The sequence below is a fragment of the Actinosynnema sp. NPDC059797 genome, from assembly GCF_042732085.1.
GTDB lineage: Bacteria > Actinomycetota > Actinomycetes > Mycobacteriales > Pseudonocardiaceae > Actinosynnema.
Genome location: NZ_JBHWIE010000022.1, coordinates 1 through 15,239 on the forward strand (window position 1 = coordinate 1; position 15,239 = coordinate 15,239).

General features: G+C 74.0%; 17 protein-coding genes. 13 read left to right on the forward strand and 4 right to left on the reverse strand.

Features of this window, described 5'->3' with window-relative positions; genetic code table 11:
• Positions 1-57 precede the first annotated feature (57 nt).
• A complete protein-coding gene (locus tag ACFV4N_RS09370; protein WP_499672003.1) occupies positions 58-1,029 on the forward strand; it encodes a thiamine pyrophosphate-dependent enzyme in 972 nt (323 codons plus the stop codon).
• Positions 1,030-1,086: 57 nt separating this feature from the next.
• Positions 1,087-2,583: a M1 family metallopeptidase gene (locus tag ACFV4N_RS09375; RefSeq protein ID WP_499672004.1), complete on the forward strand. Its 1,497-nt coding sequence runs from the start codon at positions 1,087-1,089 to the stop codon at positions 2,581-2,583.
• A gap of 43 nt (positions 2,584-2,626) precedes the next feature.
• On the opposite strand, the gene ACFV4N_RS09380 is transcribed toward ACFV4N_RS09375, so the two are convergent.
• Genes ACFV4N_RS09380 through ACFV4N_RS09390 form a run of 3 tightly spaced genes read right to left on the reverse strand, consistent with a single transcriptional unit; the run spans position 2,627 to position 5,556 of the window.
• Positions 2,627-3,721 carry a CU044_5270 family protein gene (locus ACFV4N_RS09380; protein WP_499672005.1) on the reverse strand — a complete coding sequence of 365 codons (1,095 nt, stop codon included), beginning with the start codon at positions 3,719-3,721 and terminating at the stop codon, positions 2,627-2,629.
• The gene (locus ACFV4N_RS09385; RefSeq protein ID WP_499672006.1) at positions 3,714-4,322 is read right to left on the reverse strand and encodes an RNA polymerase sigma factor; all 609 of its coding nucleotides are present in this window, start codon (positions 4,320-4,322) and stop codon (positions 3,714-3,716) included. Before ACFV4N_RS09385 ends, ACFV4N_RS09380 begins: the two co-directional genes overlap by 8 nt.
• Before the next feature lie 4 nt (positions 4,323-4,326).
• Entirely contained in the window at positions 4,327-5,556 is a 1,230-nt protein-coding gene (locus ACFV4N_RS09390) for an isochorismate synthase (RefSeq protein ID WP_499672007.1), read from the reverse strand.
• Between the two features lie 63 nt (positions 5,557-5,619).
• On the opposite strand from ACFV4N_RS09390, the gene ACFV4N_RS09395 reads away from it, so the two are divergent.
• From ACFV4N_RS09395 to ACFV4N_RS09430, 8 genes are read left to right on the forward strand one after another with little or no spacing between them, the layout of a single operon-like run.
• A complete protein-coding gene (locus ACFV4N_RS09395) occupies positions 5,620-6,054 on the forward strand; it encodes a DUF3592 domain-containing protein (RefSeq protein ID WP_499672008.1) in 435 nt (144 codons plus the stop codon).
• Positions 6,055-6,106: 52 nt separating this feature from the next.
• A complete protein-coding gene (paaA, locus tag ACFV4N_RS09400) occupies positions 6,107-7,039 on the forward strand; it encodes a 1,2-phenylacetyl-CoA epoxidase subunit PaaA (protein WP_499672009.1) in 933 nt (310 codons plus the stop codon).
• Positions 7,036-7,320 carry a 1,2-phenylacetyl-CoA epoxidase subunit PaaB gene (gene paaB / locus ACFV4N_RS09405; RefSeq protein WP_499672010.1) on the forward strand — a complete coding sequence of 95 codons (285 nt, stop codon included), beginning with the start codon at positions 7,036-7,038 and terminating at the stop codon, positions 7,318-7,320. The genes paaA and paaB overlap by 4 nt, the downstream gene beginning before the upstream one ends.
• A complete protein-coding gene (gene paaC, locus ACFV4N_RS09410; RefSeq protein ID WP_499672011.1) occupies positions 7,317-8,201 on the forward strand; it encodes a 1,2-phenylacetyl-CoA epoxidase subunit PaaC in 885 nt (294 codons plus the stop codon). The genes paaB and paaC overlap by 4 nt, the downstream gene beginning before the upstream one ends.
• A complete protein-coding gene (gene paaD, locus ACFV4N_RS09415; RefSeq protein WP_499672012.1) occupies positions 8,198-8,692 on the forward strand; it encodes a 1,2-phenylacetyl-CoA epoxidase subunit PaaD in 495 nt (164 codons plus the stop codon). Before paaC ends, paaD begins: the two co-directional genes overlap by 4 nt.
• A complete protein-coding gene (paaE, locus tag ACFV4N_RS09420) occupies positions 8,692-9,720 on the forward strand; it encodes a 1,2-phenylacetyl-CoA epoxidase subunit PaaE (RefSeq protein ID WP_499672013.1) in 1,029 nt (342 codons plus the stop codon). The genes paaD and paaE overlap by 1 nt, the downstream gene beginning before the upstream one ends.
• Positions 9,721-9,738: 18 nt before the next feature.
• Positions 9,739-10,353 (forward strand): hypothetical protein, encoded by a 615-nt coding sequence (locus ACFV4N_RS09425; RefSeq protein ID WP_499672014.1) that lies wholly within the window; start codon positions 9,739-9,741, stop codon positions 10,351-10,353.
• Positions 10,354-10,396: 43 nt separating this feature from the next.
• Positions 10,397-10,921 carry a hypothetical protein gene (locus ACFV4N_RS09430; RefSeq protein WP_499672015.1) on the forward strand — a complete coding sequence of 175 codons (525 nt, stop codon included), beginning with the start codon at positions 10,397-10,399 and terminating at the stop codon, positions 10,919-10,921.
• Between the two features lie 113 nt (positions 10,922-11,034).
• On the opposite strand, the gene ACFV4N_RS09435 is transcribed toward ACFV4N_RS09430, so the two are convergent.
• A complete protein-coding gene (locus ACFV4N_RS09435) occupies positions 11,035-11,859 on the reverse strand; it encodes an inositol monophosphatase family protein (protein ID WP_499672016.1) in 825 nt (274 codons plus the stop codon).
• A gap of 144 nt (positions 11,860-12,003) precedes the next feature.
• Between ACFV4N_RS09435 and ACFV4N_RS09440 the strand changes: the two genes are divergently transcribed.
• The 3 genes from ACFV4N_RS09440 to ACFV4N_RS09450 all read left to right on the forward strand — a co-directional run bounded on the left by ACFV4N_RS09440 (position 12,004) and on the right by ACFV4N_RS09450 (position 15,180).
• Positions 12,004-13,107 (forward strand): glycosyltransferase family 4 protein, encoded by a 1,104-nt coding sequence (locus ACFV4N_RS09440; RefSeq protein WP_499672017.1) that lies wholly within the window; start codon positions 12,004-12,006, stop codon positions 13,105-13,107.
• Positions 13,104-14,219, forward strand: coding sequence for a glycosyltransferase (locus ACFV4N_RS09445; RefSeq protein WP_499672018.1), 1,116 nt, complete (start codon positions 13,104-13,106; stop codon positions 14,217-14,219). Before ACFV4N_RS09440 ends, ACFV4N_RS09445 begins: the two co-directional genes overlap by 4 nt.
• Positions 14,220-14,487: 268 nt before the next feature.
• Positions 14,488-15,180, forward strand: a complete 693-nt coding sequence (locus tag ACFV4N_RS09450; RefSeq protein WP_499672019.1) for a demethylmenaquinone methyltransferase — start codon at positions 14,488-14,490, stop codon at positions 15,178-15,180.
• Positions 15,181-15,239 lie beyond the last annotated feature (59 nt).

Below are 15,239 nucleotides of genomic sequence, written 5' to 3' on the forward strand. Positions count from 1 at the left end.
CCAACAACCACCGGCCTCCACCCCCCCCACACCCGCGGCCCCCCCCCCGGGGGGGTGGTGGGCCACCCCCACCCCCACCTCTCCGACCGGGCCGAACGCGCCGGCTGGCCGGTCGTCGCCGAGCCGACCGGCCACGGCCTGCGCCACGGCTCCCTGCTGCTCAACGCGGGCGCGCTGCCCGACCACCTGCGCCCGGACGCCGTGGTCGTGGTGGGCCGCGCCACCCTCTCCCGGGGGGTGCTCAAGCTCATCGCCTCGACCCCGGTCGTGCACGTCCTGTCCGACGACCCGGAGTGGCCCGACCCCCGGTTCGCCGCCACGCACACCTCGACCGACCTGGCCCTGAGCGGCGAGCACGAGGTGGACCCCGACTGGCTCACCGACTGGCAGCACGCCGACAAGGCGGTCGCCGACGTGGTGGACGACCTGCTGGCCGAGCAGCCCTGGCCGACCGGCCTGCACGTGGCCCGCGACCTGGTCGCCGCCGTCGCGCCGGGCGCGAACCTGTTCCTCGGCTCCTCCAACCCGGTCCGCGACGTGGACCTGGTCGCCGCGCCGCGCCGGGACGTCCGCACCCACGCCAACCGGGGTGTGGCGGGCATCGACGGCAGCGTGTCCACGGCCGCCGGCATCGCGCTCGCCCAGGGCCCCACCTACGCCCTGATCGGCGACCTGACGTTCCTGCACGACAGCAACGGCCTGCTGATCGGTCCCCTGGAGCCGCGCCCGGACCTCACCGTCGTGGTCGTCAACGACGACGGCGGCGGCATCTTCGCGCTGCTGGAGCAGGGCGCGCCGGAGCACGGCGAGAGCTTCGAGCGGGTCTTCGGCACGCCGCACGGCGTCGACCTCGAAGCGCTCTGCCGGGCCCACCACGTCCCCCACACCACCGCCCGCACGCCGGAGGAGCTGCGCCGGGCGCTGGACCGCCCGAAGGGGCTGAGGGTGGTGGAGATCAGGGTGGAGCGGACCGGGCTCCGCGATCTCCACGCACGGCTCAAGGCGGCGGTGTCAACGGCCTTCCAGTAGCCGGAACACCGACGTACGGGGGTACTTGCGCCGGCCGGCCGGGACTAGCTTCGCCGCATGTCCCTGAGAGCGAAGCTGTCCCTCGGCACCGCCACCTCGGCGGCCTTGTTGCTGCTCGCCGGCACCGCGACCGCAGCCCAGCCCGGTTCGCCCGGCATCGGCGACCCGTACTACCCGGGCGCGGGCAACGGCGGCTACGACGTCTCCCACTACGACATCCGGCTGTCCTACCAGCCGACCACCGACACCCTGTCCGGCACCACCACGGTCCTGGCCCGGACCACCCAGGACCTGACCGCCTTCAACCTCGACTTCCTGCTGGAGGTGAAGTCGGTCCGGGTCAACAACCGCGTCGCGGACTTCGAGCAGCGGGGCGGCGAGCTGACCGTGGACCCGCCGGGCACGCTGCGCAAGGGCACCAACCTGACCGTGGTCGTGACCTACTCCGACGTGCCCTCCTCCCGCGCGCAGGACGGCTACACGGCGTGGAAGCGCACCCCGGACGGCGCGCTGGCCATCGACCAGCCGGACATCGCGCCGTGGTGGTTCCCGGGCAACAACCACCCGACCGACAAGGCGACCTTCGACGTGTCGGTGGCCGTGCCGGACGGGGTCGAGGTGCTGTCCAACGGCCTGTTCAACGGCACCGCGAAGCAGATCAACGGCTGGACCCGGTGGCGCTACCGCAGCACCACCCCGCAGGCCACCTACCTGGCGTTCCTCGCGATCGGCCAGTTCGAGGTCCGGCACGACACCGACTCGGCGGGCCGCCCGGTGATCACCGCCTACTCGGAGCGGCTGGGCGCGGACCGCGCCGCGGCCGAGGCGTCGCTGGAGCGCACCGTCGAGGTCACGGAGTTCCTGGAGGGGAGCTTCGGGCCTTACCCGTTCGAGGCCAACGGCGGCGTGGCCACGCCGGGCATCGGCTTCGCGCTGGAGAACCAGACCCGCTCCACCTACGACACCGCGTTCTTCCGCCGCGGCGCGAACACCTACGTGGTGGCGCACGAGGTGGCGCACCAGTGGTTCGGCGACTCGGTGTCGGTGGAGCGCTGGCGGGACATCTGGCTGAACGAGGGCTTCGCGAGCTACGCGGAGTTCCTGTGGTCGGAGCACGTGGGCGAGGGCACGGCCCAGGAGAACGCCCAGTACGTCTACGACCTGTACCCGGCGGACAGCCCGTTCTGGCAGGTGCTGCCGGGTGACCCGGGCGCGTCGAACCAGTTCCACGGCGCCGTGTACGACCGGGGCGCGCTGGCCGTGCACGCGCTGCGCCTGGAGATCGGCGACGAGGCGTTCTTCGCGCTGCTGAAGAAGTGGCTCGCCGAGCACCGCAGCGGCCACGCGACGATCGAGGACTTCGTCGCGCTGGCGGAGGCGGTCTCCGGCCGGCAGCTCGACGAGCTGTTCCGGACCTGGCTGTTCACGCCGGCCAAGCCGGCCGCGCTGCCGGGCGCGGAGGCGGGGGTCGGGGCGCGGGCCGCGGTCGCGGAGCCCAAGTCCTTCAAGAAGATGCAGGAGACCCACGAGATCCTCGCCGGGCACCAGCACTGACGACGGGGCCGTCCCGCACGTCGCGGGACGGCCCCACCCCGGTTCAGCCGGTCTGGCCGATCCCGTCCACGACCCGCGTGGTGATCGAGCTGAGGCCGGTCACCGTGCCGGGCGCGACCCAGGGGTCGTACGGCTCGTCGCCCGCGGTGGTGCGCTCGCCGATGAAGTCGCCGGTGGCCGGGTCGATGATCAGCTCGCGCCGCTCGTGCGGGCCGTCGATGCCGATGGCCACGCCGCTGCGGCCGTCCAGGTCGACGCCCTGCTCGAACGCGGTGACGCCGTCGATCAGCGCCAGCGCCCGGTACCACTGGGCGCGCAGGTCGGCGGGCATGAGCCCGGTGCGCAGGATCTCCGCGCCCCAGTGGAACGCGGTGGTCGGCTCGGAACCCCGGTGCGCGGTCGCGTCGCGCAGGTACTGCGCGATGGCCCGGGGGTCGCGCGGCAGGGCGGCGTAGAACTCGGGGTTGTCCCAGTCCGCCGGGTCGCCGCACACCTTCTTCGGCAGCGAGTTCGGGAAGAAGTCGCCGCACCTGCCGCGCCGCTCGCCCGTGTCGACGTCGGTGACCTCGGGTTCGGCCGCCTCGGACCGCGGCACGCTGCCGCCGAGCCACTCCAGGCCCTCCAGCGGGGTGCGGCGCTCCATCCACTCCAGGTCCGTGTCGTGCGGGATCCACTTCTCGTGGCGCGACTCCCGCAGCCAGGTGTAGCCGGACTTCGGGGCGTCGGGCCGGTCCGCGGGCGGCGGGAGCATCATGCCGACCGAGTTCCACTGGTGCGTGGCGATGTACCGGTACTGGCCGGGCGCGAGCGGCTGGTCGGTGGCGGTGATCGCGTCGGCGGCGAGGTTCAGGTACTCCGGCGCGGACAGCAGCTCCACCTCGGGCGCGGTCGCGGCGGTGGTGGCGCCCGGCACGGCGACCTGCTGCTCGTGCGGGCGGTTGTTCATCGCCACCACGCCGGCGACGAGCGCGGCGGCCGCGGCCACGGCGACCGGCGCGTACCAGCGGCGGGAGCGCCGGGGCGGCGCGGTTTCGGCGGCGGCGGCCGCCAGGACGCGGGCGCGCACGGCGTCCAGGGGCGCGTCCGAGGTGCGCGCCTCGCGGTGGAGCTGGTCGAGCGCGTCGTCGAGTTCACGCATCGGGGGTCTCCTCGGTGAGCAGGGCTTGGAGCTTGGTCCGGACGCGGTGCAGCCGGGAGCGGACGGTGCTGTCGTTCTCGCCGAGCGCGGCGGCGACCTCGGCGGGCGTCAGCCCGGCCCACGAGGTGAGCAGCAGCGCGTCGCGGTCCTCGTCGCGCAGGTCGGCGAGCGCCCGGGCCAGCACGGCGGTCTGCCGCTGGGCGTCGACGCGGGAGGCGACCCGGTGGCCGTGGTCGGGTTCGGCGTCGGGCCGGCCGACCACGCGGAGCACCGCGCGGCGACCTCTCGCCTCGCGCCGCAGGTGCTCGCGCACCAGGTTGGTGGCGATCCCGTACAGCCAGCCCTTCACGGGCGCGAGCCCCGGGTCGTAGCTGTGCCGCCGCTTGAGCGCCACCAGGAACGTCTCGGCGACCAGGTCGTCGGCCGCCGACTCGCCGACGCGGCCGGCCAGGTAGCCGCGGAGCTGCCGGGCGTGGGCGTCGAACAGCTCCGCGAACGCGGAAGTGACGTCGGGGCCGCGGAGGTCCGGCGGTTTGTCCAGTGCTGTGGTCACGTACCGGTTGGCCGCGGGGCCGCCCGGCGTCCCCGTGACCTCGCTCACGCGGTCATCGGCCCTCGAGGGCCTCGCGCACGGGGCGCATCTTGGCGTGCGCCTCGCGGACCTCGGTGTCCGGGTCGGACCCGGCCACCAGGCCGCACCCGGCGAACAGGCGGGCCGTCCGGCCGCTGATCCGCGCGCAGCGCAGCGCGATGCCCAGCTCGCCGTCGCCGTTGGCGTCGATCCAGCCGACCGGGCCCGCGTAGCGGCCGCGGTCCATGCCCTCCAGCTCGCGGATGACCCCGGTCGCGGCGGCCCGCGGGGTGCCGCCGACCGCGGCCGTGGGGTGCAGGGCCGCGCCGAGCGCGAGCAGCGACGGCGTGCCGCGCAGCTCGCCGATCACGTCGCTGGACAGGTGCGACACGTTCGGCAGCCGCAGCACCGACGGGCCGTCCACCGACAAGGCCGAGCAGAACGGCCGCAGCGTCTCCACCAGCGACGCCACCGCGTACCCGTGCTCCTCGCGGTCCTTGCGCGAGGACAGCAGCGCGCCGGCCAGCTCGTCGTCGGTCGCGCCGTCGCGCGGCCACGTCGTGCCCGCCAGCACGCGCGAGTCGACCACGCGGCCGGTGCGGCGCAGCAGCAGTTCGGGGGTGGCGCCGACCAGGCCGTCCACGGCGTAGACCCAGCACCCCGGGTAGCGGCGGGCCAGGCCGCGCAGCACGAACCGCTGGTCGATGTCCGCGTCCGCCACGGCCAGCAGGTCGTGGGCCAGCACGACCTTGTCCAGCTCGCCCGCGCGCATCCGCTCGACCGCCGCGCGCACCGCCTCGCGGTAGGCCGTGACGGACAGCTCGCCGTCGGCGTAGCGCACCTCGGAAGGGCGGCGCACGGGGGTGATCTCGCGGGGCTCCCGGTCGCCGATCGTGGTCACCCAGGTGCGGCCGTTGCGCCGGCCCACCACGACCTCCGGCACCACCAGCACCGAGTGGCCGGGCCGGTCGTCGAACGCCATGCTCGCGAACGCCACCGGACCGCTGCCCGGCACGCCCAGCTCGTCGTCCACGTCGAGGTCCGCGGCGAACCCGCGCCACCACCGGTCGGCGGCGGCGAACCGGTCCGGCCCCGAGACCTCGAACCGCGCGGCCTCGCCCCAGCCGACCAGGCCGGACCCCTCGCGCACCCAGCTCAGCGCACCGGTCGACGAGGGCAGCCTGCCCAGCAGGTCGACGTCCGTGGCGGCCGTGGTGCGCACGCGCAGCCGCCGTCCGATCCGCGAGGCAGGAGCTGTGGTCACACTCCCGAGGGTATGGACCGACGGCTGAGATCAGGCGCCGAGCCCGCCCTAGACTCCGTCTTTGTGGTGGACAACGCACTGCGGACGCTGGTCCGCCCGGCGGCTCGGCCCCTGGTGGGCCGGGCGTTGCTGGTGGTCGGCGGGCTGGTGACGCTGATCGCCCTGGTGCTGCTCGCGTCGTGTTGGCGCGACGACTACATGATCGAGCAGCGGCTGGGGAAGGCGACGGCCGAGGTGGTGTCGGTGTCGTTCCAGCGCACCGTGGTCCGCTTCGCCTCCGACGACGGCGCCGTGCACAGCCCGGAGCAGGGCGTGCTGTACCCCGAGGGCCTGGAGCCGGGTCAGCTGGTGCGCATCGAGTACGACACCGGCAACCCCGAGGTGGCGCGGGTGGCCGGGCGCACCGCCGTGCTCGCGCTGCTGCCGATCGGCACGTTCCTGCTCGCCGTGTGGGCGGTGCTGTTGCCGCTGGTCTGGTGGCTGCGCCGGAGGACCTGACGGGCTTGTTACAGTCTTCCTCGAAAACGGCCTCCAGGTGTAACATCGGTCCATGGACCTGGAGGACCGGTTCGAGCGCACCGTGGTGGCCGAACAGCGCGTCGAGCCGCGTGACTGGATGCCCGAGGGCTACCGCAAGACGCTGATCAGGCAGATCGCGCAGCACGCGCACTCCGAGATCATCGGCATGCAGCCGGAGGGCAACTGGATCAGCCGCGCGCCGTCGCTGCGCCGCAAGGCGATCCTGCTGGCCAAGGTCCAGGACGAGGCCGGGCACGGCCTCTACCTGTACGCCGCGACCGAGACGCTGGGCGCGGACCGCGGCGACCTGACCGAGAAGCTGATCTCGGGCAGGCAGAAGTACTCCTCGATCTTCAACTACCCGACGCTGTCGTTCGCCGACGTCGGCGTGATCGGCTGGCTCGTCGACGGCGCGGCGATCTGCAACCAGGTCCCGCTGTGCCGCACCTCCTACGGCCCGTACGCGCGGGCCATGATCCGCATCTGCAAGGAGGAGTCGTTCCACCAGCGGCAGGGCTACGAGCTGCTGATGACGATGATGGGCGGCACCGACGCGCAGCGGGCCATGGTCCAGGAGTCCGTCGACCGCTGGTGGTGGCCGTCGCTGATGATGTTCGGCCCGCCCGACGCGGAGAGCTCCAACACCGAGCAGTCGATGAAGTGGCGGATCAAGCGCCACACCAACGACGAGCTGCGGCAGAAGTTCGTGGACATGACCGTGCCGCAGGCCGAGAAGCTGGGCGTCACGCTGCCGGACCCCGAGCTGCGGTGGAACCCCGAGCGCGGGCACCACGACTTCGGCCAACCCGACTGGGACGAGTTCTGGCGCGTCGTCGGCGGCAACGGGCCGTCGAACGCGCAGCGCGTCGCGCACCGGCGCAAGGCGCACGAGGACGGCGAGTGGGTGCGCGCGGCGGCCGAGGCGTACTCGGCCAAGCGCGCCGTGGCGGAGGGGGCGGCATGAGCTCGTCGTGGCCGTTGTGGGAGGTGTTCGTCCGCGGCAAGCGCGGGCTGAACCACGTGCACGTCGGGTCGCTGCACGCGCCGGACGCCGAGATGGCCCTGCGCAACGCGCGCGACGTCTACACGCGCCGCAACGAGGGCGTGTCGATCTGGGTGGTGCCCGCGGCGGCGATCACCGCGTCCTCACCGGACGAGAAGGACCCGTTCTTCGAGCCCAGCGGCGACAAGGTGTACCGGCACCCGACGTTCTACCCGATCCCAGAGGACGTGCCGCACCTGTGAGCGCCTACGACGGGTTGGTGGACCAGGAGGACGCGCACTGGGCGTTCGGGACGGGCTTCTCCGAGGCGCTGGCCGGTGTCGACCGGGAGCTGCCGGAGGGCGTCGACCGCGCCGACCTGTTCGCGTACTGCCTGATGCTGGGCGACGACGCGCTGGTGCTGGCGCAGCGGCTGGCCGAGTGGACCTCGCGCGCGCCCGAGCTGGAGGAGGACGTGGCGCTGGCCAACATCGCGATCGACCTGCTCGGCCAGGCCCGGATGCTGCTCACCAGGGCCGGCGAGGCCGAGGGCGCGGGCCGGGACGAGGACGCGCTGGCGTTCCTGCGCGAGGAGCGCGAGTTCCGCAACGTGCACCTGGCCGAGATCGAGTGCGGCCCGTTCGCGGGCGGCGACTTCGCCACCACGGTGGCGCGGCTGCTGGTGTTCTCGTCGTGGAAGCTCGCGCAGTGCTCGCGGCTGCGGGCGAGCGCGGACCCGGTGCTGGCGGCGGTCGCCGAGAAGGCCGTGAAGGAGCTGGCCTACCACCGGGACCACGCGGCGCAGTGGGTCGTGCGGCTCGGCGACGGCACCGAGGAGTCGCACCGCCGGATGGCCGCCGGGCTGGCGCGGGTGTGGCCGCACCTGGACGAGCTGTTCACCCCGCACCCCGTCGAGCTGCGGCTGGCCGGCGTGGCCGTCGACCCGACCGGGCTGCGGTCCGAGGTGGACGACGTGCTGGACGCGGTGCTGGCGGCGGCGCGGCTGGAGCGGCCCGCCGACGTGCCGCCCGCGGCGCGGGTCGACGGGCGGGCCGGGCGCGACGGCGTGCACACCGAGGCGATGGGCTACCTGCTGGCCGAGATGCAGCACCTGCACCGGTCGCTGCCGGGGGCGAAGTGGTGACGGGCGCCGCGTACGAGGTGGCGGCCCGGGTGCGCGACCCGGAGCTGCCGGTGCTCACGCTGGCCGACCTGGGCGTGCTGCGGGACGTGACCGAGTCCGGCGGGCGGGTGTCGGTGACGATCACCCCCACCTACTCGGGGTGCCCCGCCCTGGACGAGATGGGCGCCGACCTGCGGCGATCCCTGCTGGAGGCGGGGTTCTCCGAGGTCGAGGTGCGCACGTCGCTGTCGCCCGCGTGGACCACCGACTGGATCAGCGAGGACGGCCTGCGGAAGCTGCGCGAGGCGGGCATCGCGCCGCCGTCCCGGCTGGGGCCGCGCGCCGCCGGCCCGGTGCCGCTGAACCTGGTGCCGCCGTCCCGGCGGGTGGCGTGCCCGCGCTGCGGGTCCGCGCGGACCGCCGAGCTGTCGCGCTTCGGTTCCACGGCGTGCAAGGCGCTGCGGCGGTGCGCCGACTGCGACGAGCCGTTCGAACACGTCAAGGAGATCTGATGCCGCAGTTCCACAAGCTGGCCGTGGCGTCGGTCGAGCGGCTGTGCGAGGACGCGGTCGCGGTGACGTTCGAGGTGCCCGGCGAGCTGGCGGGCGCCTTCGCGTTCAAGGCCGGGCAGCACGTGACGCTGCGCAACGGCGACGAGCGGCGGTCGTACTCGATCTGCGCGCCCGTCGGCGCGCCGCTGCGCATCGGCGTGCGCCGCGTCGACAGCGGCCTGTTCTCGTCGCTGCTGGTCGACCGGGCCCAGCCCGGCGACGTGCTGGAGGTCTCGCCGCCGACCGGCACCTTCACGCCGGCGGGCGGCTCGCACCACGGGCTGGTGGTCGCCGGTTCGGGCATCACGCCCGCGCTGTCGATCGCCGCCACCGAACTGGCCGCCGGGGCGAGGGTGACCCTGCTGTACGGCAACCGGCGCGCGGACACGGTCATGTTCGCCGAGGAGCTGGCGGACCTGAAGGACCGCCACCCGACGCGGTTCCAGCTCGTGCACGTGCTGTCGCGGGAGCCGCGGGACGTGGAGCTGTTCTCCGGGCGGCTCGACGCGGCGAAGCTGCGGGCGCTGCTGTCGTCGGTGGTGCCGTGGGCGGACGTGGACCAGTGGTGGCTGTGCGGGCCGCACGGGCTGGTGCGGGACGCGCGCGAGGTGCTGACGTCGCTGGGCGTGCCGCCGGCGGCGGTGCACCACGAGCTGTTCTACGTCGACGAACCGCCGCCCGCGCCGCGCCGGGCCGCGCCCTCGCCGGACGCGGTGGCGACGGCGACCCTGGTGCTGGACGGCCGGGAGACCGTCGTGCCGCTGCCCGGGGACACGCCGATCCTGGACGCGGCGCAGCGCGTGCGCTCCGACCTGCCGTTCGCGTGCAAGGGCGGGGTGTGCGGCACGTGCCGGGCGCGGGTGGTGTCCGGGGTGGCGGAGATGCGGCGGAACTACGCGCTGGAGCCGCACGAGGTGGCGGCGGGCTTCGTGCTGACGTGCCAGGCGGTGGCGGTGACCCCGGAGATCACGGTCGATTTCGACGCGTGATCTGGCACATTGGGGACCATGGGACGCTCGGCGCTCTGGGGAATGCTCATCGGCTGGGCGCTGATGGTGGTGCTGCTCACCACGGGCATCACGCTCTCGGACGCCGACGACCCGTCCTCCGCCGAGGTGGTGGGCACGTTCATCGGCTCGATGATCATCGGGGCGCCGCTGGGCGCGCTGCCGGGCACCCTGGTCGGCCTGATGGTCGGCGCGATCCGCCGCCGCCCGCAGCCGGTGCTGCCGCCGCCCGCCTTCCCGCCGCCCCTGCCACCACCCCCGAACGACCGCTGGTCGGCGATGGTCGCGCGGTGCGAGCTGTCGGTGCGGCGGGTCGCGGCGGCGGTGGCGACGGTGCCGCCGTCACCGGCCCGGGACTGGCTGGCCCGGATCGCCGCGCAGTTCGGCGGCGAGCTGGGCGACGTGCGGCGGATCGCCGACCTGGCGCGGGCGCTGGGAGCAGACCAGCAGCACCCGGTCGGCCACCGGATGGCGGCGGCGGTGCGCGACTTCACGGCGTTCGAGGACGAGGTGGGGCGGGTGGCGCTCCAGATGTTCAACCAGCCGTCGCTGGAGCGGGCGCGGGTGCACCTGGAGATGCTGGAGCAGCAGTTGCCGCACCTGGGCAATGATTAGGCCGAATGACGCAACGGGTTGGTCCTTTGAGATCATCCACGTCATGTGGCAAGCATTCCTCGACGAGTCCCGGCGAGGTCCTACCTACCTGGTCGCCGTCGTCATCGCGCTCCCGCGAGACCTGCACCGCGTTCGCACCGCCCTGCGTGCCAAGGTGAAGCCGGGTCAGCGACGGCTGCACTTCTGCAAGGAGAGCAACCCGCGGCGGAAGGAGATCGTCGCGCTGCTCCACGAACTCGGTGTCCACGCACAGGTCTTCGGGTGCGAACACCCGAATGACCGGGTCGCCCGACAGCTCTGCCTGGCCGCCGCGGGCCGGCATCTGATCAACATCAGCGCCACGAGGCTGGTGCTCGAGAGTTGTGCGCACCAGGACGCCGAAGACCGGCACACCCTTGCCCGGATCGTGCGCAAGGACTACGACCTGCCCTATGAGCACTTCCGCGCGTACGAGGACCCGATGCTGTGGGCCAGCGACGCGATCGCGTGGAGCTACGGGATGGGCGGAGAGTGGCGCCGTCGGGTCGAGGGGCTGATCGAGAAGGCGCAGTGGCTGGAACTGCCCTAGACAGCGCGAAACCCGGCAACCAACCGTCCGGATGGTGAACCGGGTTCACTTCCAGGCCCTATTGGGCCTGGCAGAACCAACTATACACAGTTGCGGCCCATCCGCCAAACGGCCTAACGGCTCATCGAGGACTGCCACCACCCCAGCACCTCTTCGGCCACCTCGGGCATCGCCACCAGCAGCCCGTCCACCGGCAGCGGCGCGTCCTCGCCCCTCCGGTCGAGCACCACCGCGCCCGACTCGACCGCCAGCGCCACCGCGCCCGCCACGTCCCACTCGTGGTAGCTGTGCAGCACCGCCGCCGCCGCGTGGCCCAGCGCCACCTGCGCCACCGCCAGCGCCTTCGACCCCAGCACCCGGACCCCCGTGCCGGCCACCGCCGCCCGCGAGATGAACTCGCCCATCCCCGGCCACGGCCCCGTCCGCGTCATCTCCGTGCACACGATCGCGCTCACCGCCTGGTCGCCCAGCTTCACCGGCGTCCCGTTGGCCCGCATCCCCCGCCCGCGCGCCGCCGCGTAGATCTGCGCCCGGTACGGGTCCGCCACGACCCCCACGACCGGCCCCCACCGGTCCACCAGCGCCAGGCTGTAGGCGCACCACGGCACGCCCGCCACGTAGTTGGCCGTGCCGTCCACCGGGTCCACCACCCAGCGGTACTCGACGTCGCTCGCCACGTCCTCGTCGGAGTCCTCGCAGAACACCGGGATGTCCGGGAACTCGGCGGTCAGCACGCGCCTGGTGTGCCGCTCCAGGGTCCGGTCGGTGTCGGTCACCCAGTCGAACGGCGAGGCGTCGTCCTCGGGCCTCGCGCCCCGGCCCGCCGTCGCCATGATGACGTCCGACGCGTCGTTGGCGAGGCGACCCGCTATCTCCAGCGCGATCGACACCAGGCCGGGATCGACTGGCTGAGCGGGACGCGACGACAAGACGGTCATGCCGACCTAGTGTGACCGCACGGAGTGACCGCGACGCGTACAGAAGGTGAAGCGGGGGCCAACGTCAAGCGCGACGTGAGGAGTTCGACGGGCGTTCGCGGAGCTGTCACGCCGTCGTGTCCTTCGCACCGCAGGGTGATCGCCGTGCGCGTGGCGATCATCACGGAAAGCTTCCTGCCCCAGGTCAACGGGGTCACCAACTCCGTCCTGCGCGTCCTGGAGCACCTCACCGCGCGCGGCCACCGGGCCCTGGTGGTGGCGCCGGGCGCGGGCGCCGACCACCACAGCGGCACGCCGGTCGTGCGCGTCCCGGCGGTGGACCTGCCGCGGTTCAGCTCCCTGCCGGTGGGCGTGCCCACGCGCCGGGTGCTCACCGCGCTGCACGACTTCCGACCGGACGTCGTGCACCTGGCCAGCCCGTTCGTCATGGGCGCGCGCGGCCTCTCGGCGGCCCGCCGGCTGGGCGTGCCGACGGTCGCGGTCTACCAGACCGACGTCGCCGGGTTCGCCGCCGACTACGGGCTCGGCCTGACCGCGCGCGCCGCGTGGCGGTGGACCCGCCGGCTGCACGCCCAGGCCGACCGCACGCTGGCGCCGTCGAGCTGGGCCGTGGAGGCGCTGGAGGGGCACGGCGTGCCGCGCGTGCACCGCTGGGGGCGCGGGGTGGACGTCGAGCTGTTCCACCCGGCCCGCCGGGACGACGCGCTGCGCGCGGAGCTGGCGCCCGACGGGGAGCTGCTGGTCGGCTACGTCGGCAGGCTCTCGCCGGAGAAGCGGGTCGAGCGGCTCGCGGCGCTCCGGGACCTGCCCGGCGTGAGGCTCGTGGTCGTCGGCGACGGGCCGGAGGAGGAGCGGCTGCGCCGGGACCTGCCCGGGGCGGCGTTCCTCGGGTTCCGCGGCGGCACGGACCTGGCCGCCGCCTACGCGAGCCTGGACGTGTTCGTGCACACGGGCCCGCACGAGACGTTCTGCCAGGCCGTGCAGGAGGCGCTGGCCAGCGGGGTGCCGGTGGTCGCGCCGAACGCGGGCGGGCCGCGCGACCTGGTGCGACCCGACACCGGCTACCTGTTCGACACCGACGACGACCTGCGGCGCGCGGTCGAGGAGCTGCGGGACCCGCTGCGCCGCCGGCGGTACGGGCAGGCGGCCCGGCGGTGGGTGCGCGGGCGGACGTGGGCGGCGGTGTGCGACGAGCTGCTGGACCACTACGCGGCCGTGCTGGGCGTGCCGGAGCGGCGCGCGGCATGAGGATCGTGCAGCTGGCCAACTTCTACGGCCCGCGCTCCGGTGGCCTGCGCACCGCCCTGCACCACCTCGGCGCCGGTTACGCGGGACGTGGGCACGAGGCCGTGCTGGTCGTGCCGGGTGACGCGCACGCCGACGAACGGCTCGCGCCGGGCGTCCGCCGGATCACGCTGCCCGCGCCGCGCATCCCCGGCACCGGCGGCTACCGCGCCGTCGACCCGTGGCGGGTGCGCGCGCTGCTGGACCGCCTGCGACCCGACCGGCTGGAGGTGTCGGACCGGGTGACGCTGCGCGGCACGGGCCGCTGGGCGGCGGCGCGCGGCGTGCCGAGCGCGGTGATCTCGCACGAGCGGCTGGACCGGCTGCTGGAGCAGTTCCTGCTGCCGGGGCCGCTGGCGCGACGGGTCGCGGACCGGGCGAACGCGCGGATGGCCGCCTCGTACGACGCGGTGGTGTGCACGACGGGGTTCGCGCGGGAGGAGTTCGACCGGATCGGCGCGCGCAACGTGGTCCGCGTGCCGCTGGGCGTGGACCTGGGCACGTTCACCCCGACCCGCCGCGACCGCTCGGTGCGGGCGGACCTGGCGCGGGGCGCCGACGCGCTGCTCGTGCACTGCGGCCGGCTGTCGCCGGAGAAGCACGTGGAGCGCAGCGTCGACACCGCCGCCGAGCTGCACGCCGCGGGCCACCGCGTCCGGCTGGTCATCGCGGGCGACGGCCCCCGCCGCGAGGCCCTGGAACGCCGTGCCGCGGGCCTGCCCGTCACGTTCCTGGGCTTCGTCGACCGGCGCGACGCCGTGGCCGACCTGCTCGCCGCCGCCGACGTCTCCCTGGCCCCCGGCCCGCACGAGACCTTCGGCCTGGCCGCCCTGGAGTCGCTGGCCTCCGGGACGCCGGTCGTCGTCTCGGCGTCGAGCGCGCTGCGCGAGATCGTGCGACCCGGCTGCGGTGCGGCGGTGGAGGACCGCGCCCCGGCGTTCGCGGGCGCGGTGAGCACCCTCCTCGACCACCCCGAGCCGACCCGCAGGTCGGCCGCCCGCGCCCGTGCCGAGGAGTACCCGTGGCGAGCCGCCGTGGACGGCATGCTGACCGCCCTACGCCTGCCCCCGACCTAGCCCACAGTCCTCCCGAACGCACAACTCGCGAGCCCCGAACGTACGACTCACGCGGCCTGAAGGCATTACACGCCGGGTCTGAGCGCATGACACGCCGGGTCTGGAGGCATGACTCGCGCGGTCTGAGCGCATGACACGCGCGTGTCATGCGTTCAAGGCTCGCGTGTCATGCGCTCAGGGCTTGCGTGTCGTGCGTTGGGGGCTTGCGTGTCGTGCGGGCGGGGTGGGCGCGGGTGCTGGTGGGGTGGGGGTCGCCTAGGCTTTTGCCATGTCGCGTGCAGGTTTGGACAAGGACCCTCGCGAGGTCGCCGAGATGTTCGACGGCGTGGCCGAGGGCTACGACCGGACGAACTCGGTCATGACGCTCGGGTTCGACCGGCGCTGGCGGGAGTGGAGCAGGCGCGTGCTGGACGCCCGGCCGGGCGAGAAGGTGCTCGACCTGGCGGCCGGGACGGCGGTGTCCACCGTCGAGTACGCGGCGTCCGGGGCCTGGTGCGTGGCGGCCGACTTCTCGCTGGGGATGCTGCTGGGCGGCGCGCACCGGCCGGTGCCGAAGGTGGCCGCCGACGCGCTGCGCCTGCCGTTCGCCGACAACGCGTTCGACGCGGTCACGGTGTCCTTCGGGCTGCGCAACTTCAACGACACCGAGGCCGCGCTGCGCGAGATGTGCCGGGTGGTGCGGCCCGGCGGCCGGCTGGTGGTCTGCGAGGTGTCCACGCCGACGTTCCGGCCGTTCCGGTTCGTCTACCTGCGGTACCTGCTCAAGGTCCTGCCGCTCGTCGCGCGCTTCGTCTCCTCCAACCCGGACGCCTACCAGTACCTGGCGGAGTCCATGCGCACGTGGCCGGACCAGCGCTCGCTGGCCCAGGTCGTGGCCCGCGCCGGGTGGGAGGACGTGGCCTGGATGAACCTCACCGGCGGCGTGGTGGCGCTGCACCGGGGCACCAAGCCCGTCTCGTGAAAAGTTCCTCAGGAACTCGCAAGTAGACTCGACCCCGACTTTGTGAACACGCGCACAAG